The organism is Wolbachia endosymbiont of Madathamugadia hiepei (assembly GCF_013366855.1).
Lineage (GTDB): Bacteria > Pseudomonadota > Alphaproteobacteria > Rickettsiales > Anaplasmataceae > Wolbachia.
The window spans coordinates 1-18,612 of the sequence record NZ_WQMP01000003.1; the positions used below are offsets into that span (position 1 = coordinate 1).

General features: G+C 35.9%; 24 protein-coding genes and 1 tRNA gene. 9 read left to right on the plus strand and 16 right to left on the minus strand.

What is annotated here, in order from left to right:
* Positions 1 to 425: 425 nt before the first annotated feature.
* The 7 genes from GO685_RS00180 to GO685_RS00210 form a co-directional block, all read right to left on the minus strand.
* On the minus strand, positions 426 to 878 hold the full coding sequence (locus GO685_RS00180) for a hypothetical protein (RefSeq protein WP_175937034.1): 453 nt from the start codon (positions 876 to 878) through the stop codon (positions 426 to 428).
* Between the two features lie 227 nt (positions 879 to 1,105).
* Entirely contained in the window at positions 1,106 to 1,996 is an 891-nt protein-coding gene (locus tag GO685_RS00185; protein ID WP_175937035.1) for a collagen-like triple helix repeat-containing protein, read from the minus strand.
* Positions 1,975 to 2,370: a hypothetical protein gene (locus GO685_RS00190; protein ID WP_175937036.1), complete on the minus strand. Its 396-nt coding sequence runs from the start codon at positions 2,368 to 2,370 to the stop codon at positions 1,975 to 1,977. The genes GO685_RS00185 and GO685_RS00190 overlap by 22 nt, the downstream gene beginning before the upstream one ends.
* 174 nt (positions 2,371 to 2,544) lie before the next feature.
* Positions 2,545 to 2,727: a hypothetical protein gene (locus tag GO685_RS00195; RefSeq protein ID WP_175937037.1), complete on the minus strand. Its 183-nt coding sequence runs from the start codon at positions 2,725 to 2,727 to the stop codon at positions 2,545 to 2,547.
* Between the two features lie 148 nt (positions 2,728 to 2,875).
* On the minus strand, positions 2,876 to 3,739 hold the full coding sequence (lipA, locus tag GO685_RS00200) for a lipoyl synthase (RefSeq protein ID WP_175937038.1): 864 nt from the start codon (positions 3,737 to 3,739) through the stop codon (positions 2,876 to 2,878).
* Complete coding sequence (rpmB, locus tag GO685_RS00205) at positions 3,732 to 4,046, minus strand: 50S ribosomal protein L28 (RefSeq protein ID WP_175937039.1); 315 nt, start codon at positions 4,044 to 4,046, stop codon at positions 3,732 to 3,734. Before rpmB ends, lipA begins: the two co-directional genes overlap by 8 nt.
* Before the next feature lie 37 nt (positions 4,047 to 4,083).
* Positions 4,084 to 4,425 (minus strand): DUF721 domain-containing protein, encoded by a 342-nt coding sequence (locus GO685_RS00210; protein ID WP_175937040.1) that lies wholly within the window; start codon positions 4,423 to 4,425, stop codon positions 4,084 to 4,086.
* Between the two features lie 789 nt (positions 4,426 to 5,214).
* Between GO685_RS00210 and purB the strand changes: the two genes are divergently transcribed.
* On the plus strand, positions 5,215 to 6,507 hold the full coding sequence (purB, locus tag GO685_RS00215; protein ID WP_175937041.1) for an adenylosuccinate lyase: 1,293 nt from the start codon (positions 5,215 to 5,217) through the stop codon (positions 6,505 to 6,507).
* Positions 6,507 to 6,582: transfer RNA gene (locus tag GO685_RS00220), tRNA-Met, on the plus strand. The genes purB and GO685_RS00220 overlap by 1 nt, the downstream gene beginning before the upstream one ends.
* A 190-nt stretch (positions 6,583 to 6,772) precedes the next feature.
* Here GO685_RS00220 and GO685_RS00225 read toward each other — a convergent pair.
* Positions 6,773 to 7,051, minus strand: a complete 279-nt coding sequence (locus tag GO685_RS00225) for an XRE family transcriptional regulator (protein ID WP_175937042.1) — start codon at positions 7,049 to 7,051, stop codon at positions 6,773 to 6,775.
* Between the two features lie 22 nt (positions 7,052 to 7,073).
* Entirely contained in the window at positions 7,074 to 7,274 is a 201-nt protein-coding gene (gene rpmG, locus GO685_RS00230; RefSeq protein ID WP_175937043.1) for a 50S ribosomal protein L33, read from the minus strand.
* 172 nt (positions 7,275 to 7,446) lie between these two features.
* On the opposite strand from rpmG, the gene GO685_RS00235 reads away from it, so the two are divergent.
* The 5 genes from GO685_RS00235 to GO685_RS00255 all read left to right on the plus strand — a co-directional run bounded on the left by GO685_RS00235 (position 7,447) and on the right by GO685_RS00255 (position 14,252).
* Positions 7,447 to 9,219, plus strand: coding sequence for an Rne/Rng family ribonuclease (locus GO685_RS00235; protein WP_175937044.1), 1,773 nt, complete (start codon positions 7,447 to 7,449; stop codon positions 9,217 to 9,219).
* 87 nt (positions 9,220 to 9,306) lie between these two features.
* A complete protein-coding gene (gene dnaK, locus GO685_RS00240; RefSeq protein ID WP_175937045.1) occupies positions 9,307 to 11,217 on the plus strand; it encodes a molecular chaperone DnaK in 1,911 nt (636 codons plus the stop codon).
* A 101-nt stretch (positions 11,218 to 11,318) separates the two neighbouring features.
* Positions 11,319 to 11,615: a BolA family protein gene (locus GO685_RS00245; RefSeq protein WP_175937046.1), complete on the plus strand. Its 297-nt coding sequence runs from the start codon at positions 11,319 to 11,321 to the stop codon at positions 11,613 to 11,615.
* Positions 11,612 to 12,853 carry a cystathionine beta-lyase gene (gene metC / locus GO685_RS00250; protein WP_175937047.1) on the plus strand — a complete coding sequence of 414 codons (1,242 nt, stop codon included), beginning with the start codon at positions 11,612 to 11,614 and terminating at the stop codon, positions 12,851 to 12,853. The genes GO685_RS00245 and metC overlap by 4 nt, the downstream gene beginning before the upstream one ends.
* Positions 12,828 to 14,252 (plus strand): UDP-N-acetylmuramoyl-L-alanyl-D-glutamate--2,6-diaminopimelate ligase, encoded by a 1,425-nt coding sequence (locus GO685_RS00255; protein ID WP_175937048.1) that lies wholly within the window; start codon positions 12,828 to 12,830, stop codon positions 14,250 to 14,252. Before metC ends, GO685_RS00255 begins: the two co-directional genes overlap by 26 nt.
* A gap of 49 nt (positions 14,253 to 14,301) precedes the next feature.
* Here GO685_RS00255 and GO685_RS05445 read toward each other — a convergent pair whose 3' ends face one another.
* The 7 genes from GO685_RS05445 to rlmB form a co-directional block, all read right to left on the minus strand.
* Positions 14,302 to 14,433: a type II toxin-antitoxin system RelE family toxin gene (locus GO685_RS05445; RefSeq protein ID WP_246226284.1), complete on the minus strand. Its 132-nt coding sequence runs from the start codon at positions 14,431 to 14,433 to the stop codon at positions 14,302 to 14,304.
* Positions 14,423 to 14,587 carry a hypothetical protein gene (locus tag GO685_RS05450; protein ID WP_246226286.1) on the minus strand — a complete coding sequence of 55 codons (165 nt, stop codon included), beginning with the start codon at positions 14,585 to 14,587 and terminating at the stop codon, positions 14,423 to 14,425. The genes GO685_RS05445 and GO685_RS05450 overlap by 11 nt, the downstream gene beginning before the upstream one ends.
* Complete coding sequence (locus GO685_RS00265) at positions 14,571 to 14,777, minus strand: DUF6290 family protein (protein WP_175937049.1); 207 nt, start codon at positions 14,775 to 14,777, stop codon at positions 14,571 to 14,573. Before GO685_RS00265 ends, GO685_RS05450 begins: the two co-directional genes overlap by 17 nt.
* Positions 14,778 to 14,973: 196 nt before the next feature.
* Positions 14,974 to 15,678, minus strand: coding sequence for a double zinc ribbon domain-containing protein (locus GO685_RS00270; protein WP_175937050.1), 705 nt, complete (start codon positions 15,676 to 15,678; stop codon positions 14,974 to 14,976).
* A gap of 1 nt (position 15,679) precedes the next feature.
* Positions 15,680 to 16,216, minus strand: coding sequence for a cytochrome c oxidase assembly protein (locus GO685_RS00275; protein ID WP_175937051.1), 537 nt, complete (start codon positions 16,214 to 16,216; stop codon positions 15,680 to 15,682).
* Positions 16,217 to 16,939 (minus strand): Bax inhibitor-1/YccA family protein, encoded by a 723-nt coding sequence (locus GO685_RS00280; RefSeq protein ID WP_175937052.1) that lies wholly within the window; start codon positions 16,937 to 16,939, stop codon positions 16,217 to 16,219.
* A gap of 82 nt (positions 16,940 to 17,021) precedes the next feature.
* Complete coding sequence (gene rlmB / locus GO685_RS00285; RefSeq protein ID WP_175937053.1) at positions 17,022 to 17,786, minus strand: 23S rRNA (guanosine(2251)-2'-O)-methyltransferase RlmB; 765 nt, start codon at positions 17,784 to 17,786, stop codon at positions 17,022 to 17,024.
* An 83-nt stretch (positions 17,787 to 17,869) separates the two neighbouring features.
* Here rlmB and GO685_RS00290 point away from each other — a divergent pair, with 83 nt between their 5' ends.
* Both GO685_RS00290 and GO685_RS05695 read left to right on the plus strand, forming a co-directional pair.
* Positions 17,870 to 18,376, plus strand: a complete 507-nt coding sequence (locus GO685_RS00290) for a Smr/MutS family protein (protein WP_175937054.1) — start codon at positions 17,870 to 17,872, stop codon at positions 18,374 to 18,376.
* A gap of 86 nt (positions 18,377 to 18,462) precedes the next feature.
* Positions 18,463 to 18,594: a hypothetical protein gene (locus GO685_RS05695; RefSeq protein WP_281356208.1), complete on the plus strand. Its 132-nt coding sequence runs from the start codon at positions 18,463 to 18,465 to the stop codon at positions 18,592 to 18,594.
* Positions 18,595 to 18,612: the final 18 nt, after the last annotated feature.

The following is an 18,612-nucleotide window of genomic DNA, read 5'->3' on the forward strand; positions in this document are numbered from 1 at the left end:
CTATGTGCACCTCATGTCTTTTTAAAACTTCTGGTTTTCAAGCTGAAACGCGCTTATAAGTCGTTTAAGACAGTATAGAACGTCAAATAGAGAAGGGAGAATTTGAATACTATCTGCCTCAGAGTTTTTTTGCCTTTTTTTCCTGCTTAGTAAATTTCTTAACGTTTACAATTTTGATTACTTGTATTTAAAAGTAGCTGAATCGTAGCGCTGAGAATAAAAACGCCGATATTTGAGGTACATATAAATAATTAGCCACCAACGGGGTTTCTTTTGCCTTGTTTTTTATTTGGTAAACTTCTTAAATATTTATAACTAAAGTAACACCGACAACCGTCATTTCGCTATTTGTTAGTGGGATCTTGCTGATGTACCACGGCGGTATGATGTGGAGAATCTTTCCTTGGTCAGCTATATGAGAATGGTTAAATTAACTCTGGATTGGCATGAAGAGTTACATCATCATAACCTGTAAGAGAGAACTTGTTATTTGCATCTGTTATCCTATATTTTTGATTGATTTCAGAAGTATCATAAATACGGCACTCCATTCCTTTGTGGTAATTGCAACACTTAAACTGATCATTTTCATTAAAATAGCAAAATTTATCAATTAATGTAGCCATTTTCCTACCTTTGTTGTTATTTGTTAATTCGAACACACCAGCTTGATAATGACCTGGAGAGCCTGGTTCATCAGGTCCTTCTATAATGAAAAACGATGGCCGATGGCCAAATAAATCGCTGAGATTGAGATTATATTCTTTTTTCGCACAATTTAAATTTATGAACTTATATTCATCCAAAACATTTGAATACTGCGGGTCATATTTTTTATACTCAAAAAACTCATTACCAAGTACATTACAAAAGGTCAATTTATAATCACCACTACTAAAACCACTGCCAAATTTAATAACCTTTAAATATGGAAATCTCTGGGAATAGCCACCTCCTCTTTCGTAACATGATTACGCACGACCAACTAATCATTGAGCATGTAGTAACCTATTTTTGGTAGAGTAGCTATGGTCTTACCATCTGAAACAATATTTGCCTCATAGGTATCGTCCAGTAATTTTTCTCCTTTTTGCAAAGTAAAGTTCTATTTTGCGTTGTTAGCATTTGTTGAGCTGTCTATTGTTGCTCTTTTTACAATATTGTGAAAATCATTATCACCATTCAAAGCAGTTGTTACTGCATCTTTTGGAACCTGATTACCTGCTATAGCTTCTTGTAAACCTTCGTCACTTGCAACTTCAGTTATCAATGTGTTTTTATTCGCACCAGTAAGTAATTGAACAGCTACAGCACTAACTGATGGACTTTCTCCAGCCTCAGAAGTTCTCAAATCTGGATTGCCTGCTATAGCTTCTTGTAAACTTTCATTTCTTGCAACTTCAGTTACCAAAGTATCTTTTTTTTCATCAGTAAGTAATTGAGCAGCTACAGCATCAACTGATGGGCTTTTTCCATCTTGACTAGGATCACCTTTTACAGAATCTTTGAAATTTTTGTCACCTTTTAAATTAGTTGCTACTGCATTTTGCAAACCTTGATTACCTGCAACTTCAGTTACTAGCGTATTTTTATTATTACTATCAGTAAGTAGTTGAGTAGCTACAGCACCAGCTGATGGACTTTCTCCATCCTGACCAGGATCACCTTGTGGACCTTTTTCACCATCTTCACCATCTTCACCTTTATCACCTTTAGAGCCCTTTGCACTTTCCGGATTTTCTCTTAATTTTTTTACCACTCCTTCCTGTAAAATAGGACTGTTCACCAGGATTTCTTTATTTTCATTATCCTTCGTCCCTAGAACCGCTTTTCCTAGCTCATCTTTTTTGTTAGTAACTAATTCAGTTGCAACTTGTGCTAAATCTGCATTGTGCATCTTACTAATTAAGCAATTTAACTTTCTTTTATCTAAGTTCACACTATCATTAATCTCAAGCTCAGGCAGAACTTCCCTTATATTAGAACTTTCGAGCAATACTGCTTTAAAGTTGAGTTTGCATAGTCTACAACATCTTTTGTACCGCTCTCAATAATACTAAAACGAGCTCCATTGCTATCAGCAAGGTAGATTGAAAGCCCACCTTCACCATTTTTTTCAACAACTATTTTTTTACCTTCTACATCTCTCCAAATTTTTGCAGAACTCTCAAGTTTAGCTCGGACTTGAAGAAAGCTTGGAAAGCGAAAAGATGTTAACTCACAAATCTCTGTTTGACCATACATAACTTTTGATATATAATAGCTTATACCTTCATAGCGTGAGAGTTCTTCTCCTTTCGATAAAATAAGTTCTCGATTGTAGTATTCCCCTAAATTAAGATTTTTACCAAATAATGACGATTTAGGCAAAGTGATCCATTGATTATTACGGACAGATACAGCGATCTTATATTCACAATTTTCATCGAGTATTACCTTTAATTTAACATCCGATAAGGGAATAGCTTTCTCGTCGTAGAGCTGTTCATCTGTCCAGCCATCACAGAAGTCACCTTCACGGAAATTATATTTTGCACTCCCAGCTCATAGTTTAAAAGATTCTTGATTACCTTGTTTAATAATGCTATATGATCCAACGCAAGGACCGCAGAGGTTTATTGTTTTTTCTTCACCATTTACGTTCCCGACAAGCTTTATCCTTTTATACTCGGAATTGCCACCTACTGTATCGTCAGTACAGACCATGTTAAAAGTGTACTTCTGCATATTTCCTCCGATTAGATTTTACTGTAAACAAATATTTTTAAACTAAAGGCTTAGTACATAATACTTAAAGAAAAGCTAATTGACCTTAACTCGAAGAAGTAGAGATAGACTTCTTGTGTAACTAAAGGAGAAGTTATGCAATCTAATATCAACGACAAGCTTTGAGCCTGTTAAAGTCTTTCTCAGCGTGATATGATGACCTAGTCAGTGGACTTGATGCAACCACTAAGAACCCTTTGGAATAAGCAACGTATTTATAATGCTCAAACTCCTCTGGCGTAATATATCTATCGATTTTTGCATGCTTTGGAGTTGGCTGCAGGTATTGACCGATCGTTATAAAATCAACCTCGGCACTGCGAAAATCGTCCATAACTTGAAGTACTTCTTCTTTTGTTTCCCCAAGACCAACCATAAGCCCTGACTTGGTGAAAAGCTTAGGGTTAATTTGCTTTACCATCTTCAGCAAATACAGTGAATGAAAATAGCGAGCCCTTGGCCTTATCTTTGCATATAATCTTGGCACTGTTTCAATATTGTGGTTGTAGACATCAGGTGATGCAACAGCAATCGCTTCGAATGCTCCTTTCTTGTTCAAAAAATCGGGAGTTAGAATCTCTATTGTTGTTTCTGGAATTATCTTTCTAATTTCTTTTATACACCTTATAAACTGGTTTGCTCCGCCATCTGGTAAATCATCACGGTCAACAGAGGTAATAACGACATGCTTTAAGTTTAATTTTTTTATCGCCTTTGCTAAATTTTCTGGCTCGTGAGGATCTAATTTATCAGGAATACCAGTTGCAACATTGCAAAACGCACAAGCGCGAGTGCAAACGGAACCAAGAATCATCACAGTAGCATGACGCTTATTCCAACATTCACCAATATTTGGGCATGCAGCCTCCTCGCACACCGTATACAGATTATGCAACTTGACAGTGTTTAAGGTCTCATTGAATATTTCACCAGTTGGAGCTTTTGCCCTTAGCCATGGAGGCTTACTATGCATCTGAAACGGCTAGTTCTACCTCTTGTTTTGCTAAAACTTTTTTCAACCTTCTTTTTATTTTTTGTGCTTTCTCGCTTAGCTTAACTGTTCTTGTGTTGAGCAAAAAAGCGTCAAGATCACCCTTATAATCTATAGTTCTCAAAGTTCTCGACGCTACGCGAAATTTAAATTTTTTGTTCAATATGTTGCTCATCAACGTAACATTGCACAAATTTAAGCGAAAGGTGCGCTTTGTTTTACGCTTTGAATGTGATACCTTATTACCAAAAGACTTTTTCCTGTTTGTTAATTCGCAAACTCTACTCACTTTAATATACCAAGTTATTTTATGTACTTAGATTACCTTATACAGCGAAATAGTCAATACTCTCCTGCTTAATTTTTATACCATATACTGCTTTGTAGCCAAAAAATATTGTGATTTTCTCCATTATAAGAGAAACCATATGCTGAATTTCCAGCGCTTTGCTGCCATTTGTTACCACCAGATGCAAAACACCGGAATTTATATTTTGTGCATACGAGATCTTTTTTGGCTTCGTACACCCTGCTATTTCCTCTCCAACTATGCTTCTCCAGTTTAAAATAAGACGTACCTCATTTTTGCTCAGCTTACTCTTCATGCATTTTAATGCATAGTTTTCTATTATAGACTTTAGTTTCTTTGGGCCGCTGTGTTTGAGCATTTTTTCACTAATTTTCTAATCAACTAATACATCTTAAGTATATGATAATCTAAAATTTTCTTTTTGGCACCAAAAAAAGAGCATCAAGAGCGATGCCCTACAGTTACTCTCGGCTCCACACCGTAAAAAGCAGTATGTCGCCACTTTTGTTTTATCATTAACTGATCTCTCCACTTTTAATCAGAATTGATTAAATTACCATTAACTACAGTAGATTCTTCCCTCTTGTTGTCATTTCAGCGCGTGACACTGGTTTTTAAGACCATGGGAGCTACAAAAATTTGCTTGACAACTTTCACCAACCCTGCTATTATAAAAATAAGGGTATTTCTAACTCAAAACTTGTTTTTGATCTGCATGCTCAATGACAAAATTCAGTAAAAAACTCAGGGTATTTTTTGGCAGATTGTATCAAATTATAGCGGCTGCATGTCTTTTTCATTTTTTTTATATTCAGCCAAATCGCGCTTGAACTAAGCGTCAGCAAATTATTATAGCGCCAATTTAAAGTATTATGGAGTCAAAACTCGCCACTCGGGGTTTTATTGTCTTTTTTTCTGCTTAGCCTAAGTTATGCGAGAAGTCTATCAACGAAGTGAAAAATATGTCCCATTTCCTCGAAAAATTTGTTATATTCGTTTTGGTTGCTGACTTTTATTTTTTGTAACATATTTTTTCTTTAATGTTTAAACGACTGTCTCACAATGAATTTTGTCAGCAACTATCAAGTTTTTTAGTTGCTGTGCAACAAAGTCCACTGATACTCAGAAATGAAAAGGAGGCCATTTAGTGATTCCTCGTTATAGTCGTAAAGAAATGTCTTCCATTTGGGAAGAGAACAACAAGTTTAATATATGGCTCAAAATAGAAAAATCAGCGTGCGAGGCTCAAGCAGAGTTAGGAGTGGTTCCAAGTGATGTTGCTGAAAGGCTTTCTGGCACTATCGAGTTTGATATTAAGCGAATCAACGAAATCGAATCCACTGTAAAACACGATGTTATAGCTTTCCTCACATATATTGCTGAAAAAATGGGAGTTGATGCTCGTTACCTCCACTATGGGATGACGAGTTCTGATGTTTTGGACACGTGTCTTGCTGTGCAACTGAAAGAGTCGTGTGATATTCTACTTGAAAATCTAAAAAACTTACTTGCGGCGTTGAAAAAAAAAGCTGAGGACTACAAAGGTGTTGTGTGTGTTGGGCGTAGTCACGGAATGCATGCAGAGCCGACTATACTTGGGTTAAAATTTGCCAGGTTTTATGCAGAATTTAAACGCAACTACCAAAGGCTAATTAATGTACAAAAGGAGATCTCAACTTGCAAAATATCAGGCGCAGTAGGTAATTTTGTGAATGTTGATCCATTTGTTGAAGAATATGTAGCAAAAAAAATGGGACTTATATCTGAGACTGTATCTTCTCAAGTAATTCCTCGTGATAGACACGCCGCGTTCTTTTCAATTTTAGGGGTGATTGCAAGTTCAATGGAAAATGTAGCCGTTGAAATTCGTCATTTACAAAGAACTGAAGTTGGCGAAGTTTCGGAATATTTTTCCACTGGGCAGAAAGGAAGCTCTGCTATGCCACACAAGTGTAATCCTATTTTAAGTGAAAATCTAACTGGACTTTCACGTTTAATACGTAGCTACGTATTTCCTGCACTGGAAAATGTTGCATTGTGGCACGAGCGAGATATATCACATTCGTCCGTGGAAAGATGTATTGCTCCTGATGCTTGCATAACAATGGATTTTGCTTTAGTGCGATTGACAGATTTAATAGATAAATTAGTAATTAACGAGGAAAACATTGAAAAGAACTTAAATTCAGCAAAAGGTTTAATTTTCTCACAGCGTGTATTGCTTGAGTTAGTAAATAGTGGTTTGACTAGGGAAGAAGCGTATAAAATTGTTCAGAGCAATGCAATGAAAGTGAAACAAGACAACAGTGATTTTCTGTCCGAATTGAAACAAGATAAATCCTTGCTTGGAGTTATTGACTCTGAAAAACTTGAATCTTTGTTTGATTTTGCTTATTATACAAAGCATATAGACCATATATATAACAAGGTCTTCAATTAGGCTGAGTAGCTCAGTTGGTAGAGCAGGAGGATCATAATTTCTTGGTCGTGGGTTCAAGTCCCTCCTCAGCCACCAATTATATTGATTCCAGAATACCAAAAAAACGCTATAATGGCGTCAACCTAAGGAAAAATGTCAGTGATTGTGTATAGAACTTCTCTCTAAAATTTCTACCATTAACGCATAGCTGTACGAATATTGCGATTTATTTGTGTAGCAGACGGTGTCATGCAAGTAGCTGACACCACTTTTGCTTCAATATTCACTACGTTCCTGAATGGATACTGTACTTTATTTTCACGCGTATGTTTTGATCCAATGCAACTAATAAGTTAAGCAAGTATTCTAAAGAGAACCCTTCAATTTTTGACTTATTAATTTGAGATACTTTAGGTTGATCAATCTTTAGAAAGGCTGCTGCTTTTTTTTGTGTTCTGAATCTCTTATTTATTAGACATGCAACAATCTTTATTAACTTCAGTTTTGTACCTTTTATATCGTCCAATTCTATTACTATGGGATAATGTAGCTGTAAATCTTGCATAATAACGAACTTCCTTATAAAATTACTTCAGTTTTTCTTCTTTAAATAATACGTGCTTTCTGACTACTGGATCATACTTTCTGAACTCCAATTTTCTAGTAAGCTTTTTGGGATTACGCTTTTTTACATAAAAGTAACCTGTTGATTTTTCTTCACCAGTGCTTGTTGTCTTAGTTGCGCTACTAACTAGCTTAACAGGCAAAGAAGCATTTTTTTTTGCCATACTTATACAATAATATAAATTCTGTGTGAGTGTATTATATGAAACACTCAAAGTCAACTATTTTGTATCTTTAAGCGATATAGATTGCAAATATATTGCAAAATTCTTGACAATAAGCAGTGTGCTGAGTAGCATAAGGTTAATTTCAGAATGAAAAACAAAAGGTAAATAAGTGGCAAATAGTGATAAAAAGTTACTATTAATGGAAAATTCTATCTGCTCTGATGAGGTGAGAGTTGCTTTGTCAGTAAATAACAGGGTTGTAGAGTTTGAACAGGAATTCAAGGAAAAAAGGCAGTTAAGAGGCAACATATATATTGCTCATGTAAAGCGTGTAGAGCCTTCTTTGCAAGCTGTATTTATTGAATATGGGAAGAATAAGCAAGGTTTTTTATCTTTTTCCGAAATATCTCCAGATTACTTTAATATTCCAGAAAAGGAGAAGGAAGCTTTCTTTGAAACCTATTCAAGTGGTGATTGTACGGAGGAAGGTAACGGTGCATCGGCAAATACTTCTTCAGATTCTACAACTAGTAGGAGTATTAATGAATCCGGTAATGGTTTTGTAAGGGAGGTATCTTTATATAGGAGATATAAATTACAAGATGTTATTTCGGTCAATCAAAAAATGTTGGTTCAACTCACTAAAGAGGAACGAGGTAATAAAGGGGCTTCATTTACAACGTACATAACTTTAGTGGGCAGGTATTGTGTTTTTATGCCAAATTCCATGAGCAGGGGTGGTGTGTCCCGCAGAATCGAAGATGTTAACGTTAGAAAACAGTTAAAGGATATATTGAATTCAATAGAGTTACCGAAGAGGTCAGGTTTAATAATAAGGACCGTTGGTTCGGGAAAAAGTAAAAAAGAAATTGAGCAGGATTACAATTATTTATCTTCGTTGTGGCAAAATATTCAAGAAAATGTCTCCTCTGTAAATGTTCCATCGTTGATTTATAACGAAGCAGATCTGATTATGAAATCTATCCGTGATTTCTGTAGCAATGATGTGGAAGTTGTAATATCTGGAAAAGAAGCTTTTGAAACAGTAAGGCAATACGCTAGAAATGTATTAAAAGGTAGTAAGTTGCGGTATAGGTTGTATAGGGGTTTCGTTCCGATATTTACTTACTACGGAATCGAGGGTCAAATTTCTGAGTTATATAGCAATAGAGTGAAATTGCCATCCGGTGGGTCTTTGATAATAACTTTAACTGAGGCATTTGTTTCAATAGATGTAAATTCAGGGAAAATGACGGGGGAAGATAGTATAGAAGAAACAGCTTACAGAACCAATATGGAAGCAGCGCCTGAAATATCAAGACAGGTAAATTTAAGAGGCTTATCAGGGTTAATAGTGGTCGATTTTATTGATATGTTGAAGTATCAGTATTGTAGAGCTGTTGAATCTGCTATTAGGCAGGCGTTCAAGGATGATAAAGCTAGAGTTCAGTTCAGCTACATAAATGATTTTGGTTTAATGGTGTTTTCAAGGCAGAGAATTAAACCAAACATACAGGAGATTAATACTACAGAGTGCCTGCATTGTAAAGGAATTGGAAAAGTAAAATCAAATGAAGTAATTGTTGCATCAATACTGAGAGACTTGCAACACGTTGCTATTAGGAATCGGAATAGGTCGTTTGATTTGGTAGCACATAGTTCAATTATAGCACATGTTTTTAATAATAAGCGCGATACAGTTTCTACAATTGAAAGAGAGTTTAATATTAAATTAAACGTTAGCGCTGATAACAATTTGAGTATAGATGCATTCATTTTAAAACGAGGTGATGACGTTAATTTAAATGATTGTAAGCCATTGCAAAACTCTGGTTACAAAATTGAGACTAGTAACAATGAAAGAGCTGATAATTCAGGTGGATTGCAAAGCAATTTTTGGTTAACTAAGTGGCTTTCACGTCTTTTGGGCTCTAATAGCTAACTAGAAATCCTAAATGGGACTTGTAATTGGCAAGTTCTATACTTATATATTCTTATATCAGATAATATTTATAAGGGAGTATTTATTATGGGAAGAGCAATAGGTATAGATCTTGGAACAACAAATTCTTGTGTTGCGATAGACAAAAATATAATAGAAAATAAAGAAGGGGCAAGAACTACTCCATCTATAGTTGCATTTACTTCATCAGGAGAAAGGTTGATTGGCGCTCCTGCAAAAAGACAAGCAACCACCAATGCAAGTAATACTTTCTTTGCTACTAAGAGATTAATAGGCCGTCAGTATGGTGACCCTGAAATGAAAAGTTTAAATGTGCCATATAAAGTGTTCGCGGCAAAAAATGGCGATGCTTGGGTTAAAACAACAGATGGTAAAGAATACTCCCCTAGTCAAGTTGGTGCGTTTATACTACAAAATATGAAAGAAGCAGCAGAAGCTTATCTTGGAGAGGAAGTGAAGGATGCTGTAATAACAGTGCCAGCATACTTCAATGATTCTCAGCGTCAAGCAACAAAAGATGCAGGGAAAATTGCTGGATTGAATGTACTCAGAATAATTAACGAACCGACTGCTGCAGCTCTTGCTTATGGTCTTGATAAGAAACATGGACACACAATAGTGGTGTATGACCTTGGTGGTGGTACATTTGATGTTTCAATACTTGAAATAGGTGACGGGGTTTTTGAGGTAAAGGCTACAAATGGTGACACTCGTCTTGGAGGTGAAGACTTCGATAATGCAGTGGTGAGTTATTTACTAGATGAATTCAAGAAAAGCAATGGTATTGATTTGAAAAATGATCCAATGGCTATGCAGAGAATCAAAGAAGCTGCTGAAAAAGGGAAGATTGAATTATCAAGCGCAATGGAAACGGAAATAAATCTACCGTTCATTACAGCTGATGCAAGTGGTCCAAAACACTTAAATATGAAGTTAACAAGGGCAAAACTTGAAAGCTTAGTAAACGATTTAATCGAAAGGACTATGGTTCCTTGCAAAAAAGCTCTTGAGGATGCTGGTTTGTCTGCTAGTCAAATTGGTGAAGTGGTTCTTGTTGGTGGCATGACTCGTATGCCAAAAGTAATAGAGAAAGTTAAAGAATTCTTTGGCAAAGATCCACATAGAGGGGTGAACCCAGATGAAGTTGTGGCAATTGGAGCTGCAATACAAGCAGGAATCATTCAAGGTGATGTAAGAGACGTGTTATTGCTTGACGTGACTCCACTTTCTCTTGGTATTGAAACACTAGGGGGAGTGTTCACTCCACTTATTGAGCGCAATACTACCATTCCTACTAAAAAATCTCAGGTATTTTCAACTGCAGAAGACAACCAAACAGCTGTTACCATTAAGGTGCATCAAGGTGAAAGAAAATTGGCAGTTGATAATAAACTGCTTGGCCAATTTAGTTTGGAAGGAATACCACCTGCTCCTCGTGGAGTTCCTCAGATCGAAGTGACGTTCGATATAGATGCAAATGGAATAGTGCATGTTTCTGCGAAAGATAAAGCTACTGGAAAAGAACAGAAAATACGTGTTCAGTCTTCAGGTGGTTTGTCTGATGATGAAATAAATCGCATGGTGAAAGAAGCTGAGGAAAAAGCACAAGAAGATGAGAAACGTAAGAAATTCATTGAAGTGAAGAACCAGGCAGATAGTTTAGTTCATTCTACAGAGAAGTCTCTAAAAGAGTATGGTGATAAAGTTTCACCAGAAGATAAGTCTGCCATTGAAAATGCAGTGAATGATTTAAAAGAAGCTAGCAAATCTGGTAACATTGATGATACCGATTCAATACAGCAGAAAATTACTAATCTCTCTCAATTATCTATGAAACTTGGAGAAGCTATGTATAAAGAATCTCAACAAAACAGTGCTGAAAGTGACTTCTCGTCAGAAGGAAATCTACATGACAAAGAAGAAAAAGTAGTAGATTCTGATTACCGGGACGTAGATAATAAAGAAGAGAATAGGTAGTTGGCGTACTCCTTTCTTATCATTCCGGTGCGTGACGCTGAAATCCAGAAAAAAGAATATGGACTCAAGTAGTCACGCTGCTTGGATGACAGGAGCTATGTATGGATATCATTAAGGCAATAGAAGAAAAAATACGCAATGCAATAAATGTAGTCAATGTTAACATTGTTGACGAGTCTGTTAAACATGCGGATCACTATTTTTCTTCGCCTTCAACATTACCTTCACACGTTGGATTAATATTAATATCTGACGACTTTGTTGGAATGAGTGTTCTAAAGAGGCACAAGTTGATTTATGAATTGTTGAAGAGTGAGATAGAGCGAGTACACGCAATTTCTCTTCAATTGTATACGCAAAGTGAATACAATTTGAAAAATAAAATAATAAAAGCGTGAAAGAAGAATCTTTGTTGGTTAAAGCAGGAAGAAAATTCAATGACTGCAAAGGTTCTATGAACCCGCCAATTTATCATTCTTCTACCATACTATTTCCTACTTACAAGGACTACTTAAATGCAGCAAATGGGGAAAGTATATACGATGTGATCAACGATGGCGTTGCAAGGGATTATAGTTACGGCAGTGTTGGTACACCCACTGCTCACTACCTTTCAAACGCGCTCGCTGAAATTGAGGGTAGGGGGCAGGCATTGATCTATCCCTCTGGACTATTTGCACTTACTTTCGCTATTTTGACTTTTACTAAAGCAGGTTCGCATGTTCTGGTTCAAGATAATAGTTACTACCGACTTAGGCGATTTGCCGAAAATGAGCTGCCGAGCAGGGGAATAGAAGTAACTTTTTATGATCCAACACAGGACATAGCTGATTTGATTCAAAGTAATACTTTACTCATCATGATCGAAACTCCTGGCTCTGTAACATTTGAAATTTCGAATATAGAACACATAGTAAAAGTTGCTAAAAAACACGGGATCGTAACCATTTGCGACAATTCGTGGGCCACTCCTTTATTATTTAAGCCGCTCGACTATGGAATTGATGTTGCGCTGTATGCAGTTACAAAGTATCTAGCCGGTCACTCGGATTTATTGATGGGAGCTATTGTTGCTGAAGGAAAAAATTTTAAGTTGCTTTATGAGAATTATAAGAACTACGGAGTCACTGTTCAATCACACGATTGTTACCTTGCACACAGGGGACTTAGGACATTGCACACACGCATGAAGAGGCATCAAAGTACAGCAATGGCAGTGGCAAAATGGCTGGAAAAACATCCAAAAATCAGAAAAGTCTTATATCCAGCGCTTCCTTCTCATCCCCAGCACGAGTTGTGGGAAAGCTACTTCAAAGGAGCAAGTGGTGTGTTCAGTGTAATATTAGATAAAGAATATTCATGTGAGGAACTAAGCTTCATGGTTGATCACATGGAAATTTTTGGTATCGGTGCTTCTTGGGGAGGGTGCGATAGTTTAATATTACCAATAGATCATAAATCTATGTCAAGATCTGTAATGAATTCAGATTATGGTGGAAGTTTCGTGCGAATATTTTGTGGACTAGAGAATCCTGAAGATTTAGTCTCTGATTTAAACGCTGCATTAGCAAGATTGCCATGTTTGAATACCAAAAATGATGAAGTAAAATGTGAAACTAAGAGAGTTACTGCATAACATTGTTGACGTCAACTTTGATGTTGAAATCAGAGGCGTCACATGTAACCCCAAAAGAATCAAAGAAGGTTATCTTTTTGTTTGTGTGTCAGAGGAACGTGAGAAATGCATGAATGGCATAATAGGAGCTTCAGCGATAATAGCAAACTTTGTAGCGCATGATGCTGGAATCTGCATCTTCCATCCAAACCCTCAAGAAATATATAGCAAAATAGTTAGCAGGTTTTATCAATTCAAACAGCCAAAATATATTGCTGCTGTAACAGGTACAAATGGCAAGACTTCGGTGGTGGAGTTTTGCTCTCAAATCTGGCGTAACGTTGGCTGCAATGCTGCATCTATCGGAACGCTCGGAACATGTGTAAATAATGATAGAAAAGATAACAGCCTTACCACTCCAGATGCAGAGGACCTTTATGCAACATTACGTGATATAAACAATAAAGGCATAGAGCACTTAGTGTTAGAGGCTTCAAGCCATGGGATTGACCAATGCAGAATTCATGGACTTAGGCTCACTGCTGCGGCTTTTACAAATTTCTCGCAGGATCATTTAGATTATCATCAGGATATCAGCAAGTATTTTGAGGCTAAGAAAAGGTTGTTTTATGAGGTACTGCCAAAAGAAAAAACAGCAATTTTAAATGCGGATGTAGATGAATACTACACATTGCTCAAGATAGCTAAAGAACGTGGCAAAAAAGTTATAACTTATGGAAAAACAGCTTCTGATATTGCTTTAATAAAGCAAATACCAACTCAAAGTGGTCAACACCTGACAATTAAAATTGGTGGTGAAATTTATGACACGTTTTTTCCAGTTCTAGGGCAATTTCAGGCGTATAGTTTGCTGTGTGCAATCGGCATAGTTATCTCATCTGGAGTTGAATATCAAAGGATATGTATAGACAAACTCGTTTCTCCACCGGGAAGAATGGAAAAAGTGAAACCTTTTGCATTTGTGGATTACGCACACACTCCAAGTGCACTTAAACAAGCTCTGTTATCTTTAAAATGGCACTTCAACAAAAAAATAATCCTAGTTTTTGGTTGTGGTGGAAATCGTGATCAAATAAAACGTGCAGAAATGGGTAAAATAGCACAAATGTATGCAGACAGAGTGATAGTTACAGATGATAATCCGCGTGATGAAGATCCAGCAAAAATTCGTCATGATATTTTACTACATTGTTCTGATGCACTGGAGGTAGGAGACAGAAAAGAAGCTATAGAGAAAGGCATAGATATTGCTTATAACGAAGGTATGATTCTGCTGGTTGCAGGAAAAGGACATGAAAAATCCCAAATCGTGAGCGGCCAAACTTTTGCATTCAGTGATGTTGAGGTTATTAGGGAGAGCCAAAAGATGAGTTTTTTTGAGTTGAATGAAACCACCTAAGGTGGAAGGAAGACTATATAATAAAGTATCAATGTTTATATGAAAGGTCTTAACTTTTGTAAATGTATTCTCTATGCTCTATTGCAGTAATTATTACCATACGTTCTAATTTACTGATCCTATAAACCAAGCGGTAATCACCCGATCGTATTCTACGATGTCCCTTGAACTCACCAAGCAAGGGACCCCCCTGCCTTTTCAGAAGAAAGTGTAAGGCGCTCCTTTACGATTTCTTTTATCCTTAACCATATTGTTTTAGGAAGACTTGGAATGTCTTTGTAAACTACATTTTCCTCATAACAGATTAAGTACTTGTCATCAGTTGATGTCTTCATGTCTGATGAATTTTGCATCTCGGGTGTCGCGTTGAATAGCGAGTTTGACTATCGCCATATCTTCTTCATTTTCAATTGCTTCTTGTATAAACTGCTCTGCTAGTTCTTGAACTGATTGGTTTTTTACTTTAGCCAGACGAACAAGATCTTTTAAAACTTTTTCACTAATATTAATGCTTGAATCTGCCATAAGTTTCACCAAAATCTACTATTGCAGTAAGTATACAACATTTTTCTGAATTTTTCAATAAAGAACTGTATTGGAAAATAATTATAGATCTAATATATACTATAACTGGATTTTTTTTGAGTGGAATGATACAAAGTTTAGTACTAAGACACTAAACCATTGTTAAAAATGAAAAGTTATACCTTAAAGCTGATTTTCATATGGTTCTCGCAAGCGAAAGCACTCTCACTTCCCTTGCGCCAGAATTTAAAATTTCTTGAGAGCAAGACCTTACGGTTGCTCCAGTTGTTACCACGTCATCAACCAGTATCACGATCTTATTTTTGATAATTTCCTTGTTGCTTGTTTTAAAAGCCCTTTTTAGATTTTTCTCACGCTGTTTAAGTGAAAGACCAGCTTGAGGAGTGGTATGGCGAGGACGCTTTGTTGCAAATGGTGCATAAAATAAGTTGGATAACCTGCTGAGTTCCCTCGCGAGCAATGCTGCTTGATTGTATTTACGCTTAAGCAAGCGCATTTTGTGAAGCGGTATAGGAATTATAATCTCTGCATCTTGGAATACATCCCAATTAGCTTGGTACATCCATTTTACGTAAGTTTTTACATAATTTAAATTATCAAAAAATTTAAAATTTATAATCATATTTTTACTATGTTGATCATAAGCAAAAGCTGATCTTAACACTTTAAACGGTGGAGGGTTAGCAATGCATTTACTGCACGTATAAATGTTATCTGAAATTACTGTGCCGCAAACATTGCAGTGATGTTTGGTTAGAAAATTGATTTTTTTGTTACACTCATCACACAGATCATAATTTTTATCAATTATACATTCACAACTTATACATACGTTTGGAAAGATGAGATTTACGGCTTTCTCCAGTAGTAAAAGACTCACACTATTTAAGCCTAAAAAACGTATATGATAGTGTTATTTCACTTAAATCTTTCGTGCTATTGTCGCGCATTATCTCAGGGTCTATATAAAAGGATACGGGCATAGCTGCTTTTTGTTTTGGCAGTAACATTTGTTCTTCAAAGCAAAAACATGCAACTTTATTGAAATATTTGCCTGCTTTGAAAGGCGTGACATTATACACTGCCATTCCAAACGAAGACTGATCAGATAGGTTTTTTGCGTAATAAAATGCTAAACTTTGTTCACCTATGTTTGTATCAATGTAATTAGTTTCTGAGTTAAATTCCCAAGGCAGATCCGGCATTACATCAGCGTTGAAATGGACTCTAATTTTTTGATTAGTTATATTCGCCGCTGTGTTGGTTACTTTTCTCGTTGTGCCACCATATCCAGTAGCTTTACAGAAAATGCTATATAGTGGTACCGATGCATATGCAAGACATAGCATCAATATCACTAAAGATATCAAAAAGAAAACTATAGAATTTTTACTATTCCCCCTTAAAAAGGAGAACATCTAGTCCCTACTATTAAGCAAGCTAAGAAACCTGAGTAAATGCTTGAATATAATAATAAAGTCAAAATAAAGAGTAGTTGCACCAAGTATTGCCAACTTAGTGGCTACAACTTCTGAGCCATCATTATACCTATAATAAACGTCTTTAATTTGCTGAGCATCGTACGCAGTCAGTAAGGTAAATACTATTACTGATATGAATGATACTGCAAAGTAGAGAGGACTGCTTCCAAGAAATAAGTTTACTATCGATGCAATAATTAACCCCCAGGTTCCCATAATCAAGAAAGATCCCATGCTGGTCAGGTCTTTTTTTGTGGTGTTCCCATATAGAGCCATAGAGCCAAACATAATCGACGTGATGAAGAATGCTCTTGCTATGTTTTCTGCAGTGTAACGTACAAAAATATAAGATGAGGAAAGCCCCATTAAGGCTGAAAATAAGAAAAATATAGTAATGGTGGACTGAGCGCTTAGATTTTGAATTCTATAATACATATAGAATACCAATGCAAACGGAGACAACATTACTACAAACAGCAGAACGGGGTTAGAATAGATTACCTGAAAAAGACCAGAAAATACCGTTAGAAACGCAACAAGCCCGGTAACACCTAAAGCTAAAGCCATATAATTATATACTTTAGTTAGGTAACTTCTAAGTCCAGCACTATAATAAACGCCCTGAGAGCGAATATCTTGTTCATTTCTCATGTAAGACATAAATATAACTCCTTTTATCCCTTAATAATATTATAATACAAAACTACATCTTTATCAAGCATAAAATCACTTTTTATTGCAATTAATGTACAGTTATTTTTGTTCTAATGTAAATGGAATATAGTCCTATTGCCGCTGCATTTGAAACATTTAAGCTGTCAATTGCGTTTGACATTGGGATTTTTACAAGATAGTCACAATTTTCTTTAACTAACCGCCGCATTCCTTTTTCTTCAGAACCAAAGATGATCACTATCTTTCTTCCAAAGCTCTTTATTTCGTCTACATTCTCTTTAGCATCGCCATCAAACCCGTAACACCAGTAGCCGACCTTTTTTAAATATTCCATAGTTTTTACTATGTTTGTGACGTATATTAGCGGGACAATATCTAATGCTCCACTTGCTGCTTTGGCGATAGATGCGTTTTCGTTTGGTGAATGGTTGTATGGTAAAACCACTGCATCAACATTAAAACAAGCTGATGTTCTAAGAATTGATCCTATATTGTGTGTGTCAGTGACTTGATCTAAAATTACTATAGTAGAGCTATCGCTTGAGTTTGCTATTTCTTCGATGCTTAAGTTGTGAAAAGTAGGAGCAACTTTTAAAGCAACTCCTTGATGGTTAGCACCTTTGGACAAAATGTTATTAAGTGTTTTATTTTCTACTAATTGGACTTTAACGCCCTTGCTATCTATATATTGCCTAATTTCTTTTTCATGCTCTTCGTAGAAGTTCTCTGTTGTCAACAGTTCCATGCACTGCCTATTTTTATTCTTCAGTGCTGACATGCAGGCATGCTTTCCATATAGCCAAAAATTCTCATTAGCTTTTAACGATTTCATCGTATTATTGAAGATCGTAAAATAAACGACATTTTACTATATGTAGATATTGTTGTAAAATTATACAATTAATTAATGCGTTTATGTCAGATGGTGAGTTAGACTGGCGAAAAAATGTTAAGCCAATAAAATCTGAAAAAGTTACTTTAAAAGTTGATCATAAAGTGAATATAAAGCCTGTAGCTGATAAAGGTACTTTTAACTTACGAGAAAATTTCCTTGATGCCAACGATGTTAGCTTATCATTTTGTCTTGACTACAACACAAAATCAAGGGTTGATAGGGGTAAATATTCTATAAGCGATAAACTCGATTTACACGGTTATAATATAGAGGATGCTTACTGTAAGTTGATAGATTTTATCATTAAAAATTATCGGGCAGAGAATAGATGCTTATTGATAATCACGGGACACGGTAGTGCAACAGGTAAAACGGATACTATAAAGAATAACTTAAATAAGTGGTTAAATGATACTAAAATTCAGCACATGATTCTGTATTACCAGCAAGCTACAAAAAAACATGGCGGTAAAGGAGCTTTTTATGTTTTGCTAAGAAAAAATAGAGACTTTAAGCATGTTGCTTAGCCTTATTGCATAAAAAGGCTTGGCGTTTCTGTAAAGCTGCGGGCTCTTGAATTACTTTAGTCATAAATATTGAAAAAATTTACCAAATGAAAAAAAGGCAAAAGAAGCCCCGGTCAATATCTGTTCAAAAACATTGGCATCTTTTTAACGCTAACTATGGATTAGCCGATAAAGAAAGAGCTGGAAATAGAGGGCTTTTTGGGTTGCATGGAATATGAAATAAGCGTAGAAAAGAT

Bases quoted from the DNA above. Each gene is read 5' to 3' on its own strand.
- GO685_RS05450 (WP_246226286.1), bottom strand. From the start codon at position 14,587: ATGAAGACATCAACTGATGACAAGTACTTAATCTGTTATGAGGAAAAT.
- GO685_RS00210 (WP_175937040.1), bottom strand. From the start codon at position 4,425: ATGCTCAAACACAGCGGCCCAAAGAAACTAAAGTCTATAATAGAAAAC.
- GO685_RS00225 (WP_175937042.1), bottom strand. From the start codon at position 7,051: ATGCAAGATTTACAGCTACATTATCCCATAGTAATAGAATTGGACGAT.
- GO685_RS00275 (WP_175937051.1), bottom strand. From the start codon at position 16,216: ATGTTCTCCTTTTTAAGGGGGAATAGTAAAAATTCTATAGTTTTCTTT.
- rlmB (WP_175937053.1), bottom strand. From the start codon at position 17,786: ATGAAATCGTTAAAAGCTAATGAGAATTTTTGGCTATATGGAAAGCAT.
- GO685_RS05695 (WP_281356208.1), top strand. From the start codon at position 18,463: ATGAAAAAAAGGCAAAAGAAGCCCCGGTCAATATCTGTTCAAAAACAT.
- dnaK (WP_175937045.1), top strand. From the start codon at position 9,307: ATGGGAAGAGCAATAGGTATAGATCTTGGAACAACAAATTCTTGTGTT.
- GO685_RS00280 (WP_175937052.1), bottom strand. From the start codon at position 16,939: ATGTCTTACATGAGAAATGAACAAGATATTCGCTCTCAGGGCGTTTAT.
- GO685_RS00195 (WP_175937037.1), bottom strand. From the start codon at position 2,727: ATGCAGAAGTACACTTTTAACATGGTCTGTACTGACGATACAGTAGGT.
- GO685_RS00265 (WP_175937049.1), bottom strand. From the start codon at position 14,777: ATGGCAGATTCAAGCATTAATATTAGTGAAAAAGTTTTAAAAGATCTT.
- lipA (WP_175937038.1), bottom strand. From the start codon at position 3,739: ATGCATAGTAAGCCTCCATGGCTAAGGGCAAAAGCTCCAACTGGTGAA.
- GO685_RS00245 (WP_175937046.1), top strand. From the start codon at position 11,319: ATGGATATCATTAAGGCAATAGAAGAAAAAATACGCAATGCAATAAAT.
- GO685_RS00290 (WP_175937054.1), top strand. From the start codon at position 17,870: ATGTCAGATGGTGAGTTAGACTGGCGAAAAAATGTTAAGCCAATAAAA.
- rpmG (WP_175937043.1), bottom strand. From the start codon at position 7,274: ATGGCAAAAAAAAATGCTTCTTTGCCTGTTAAGCTAGTTAGTAGCGCA.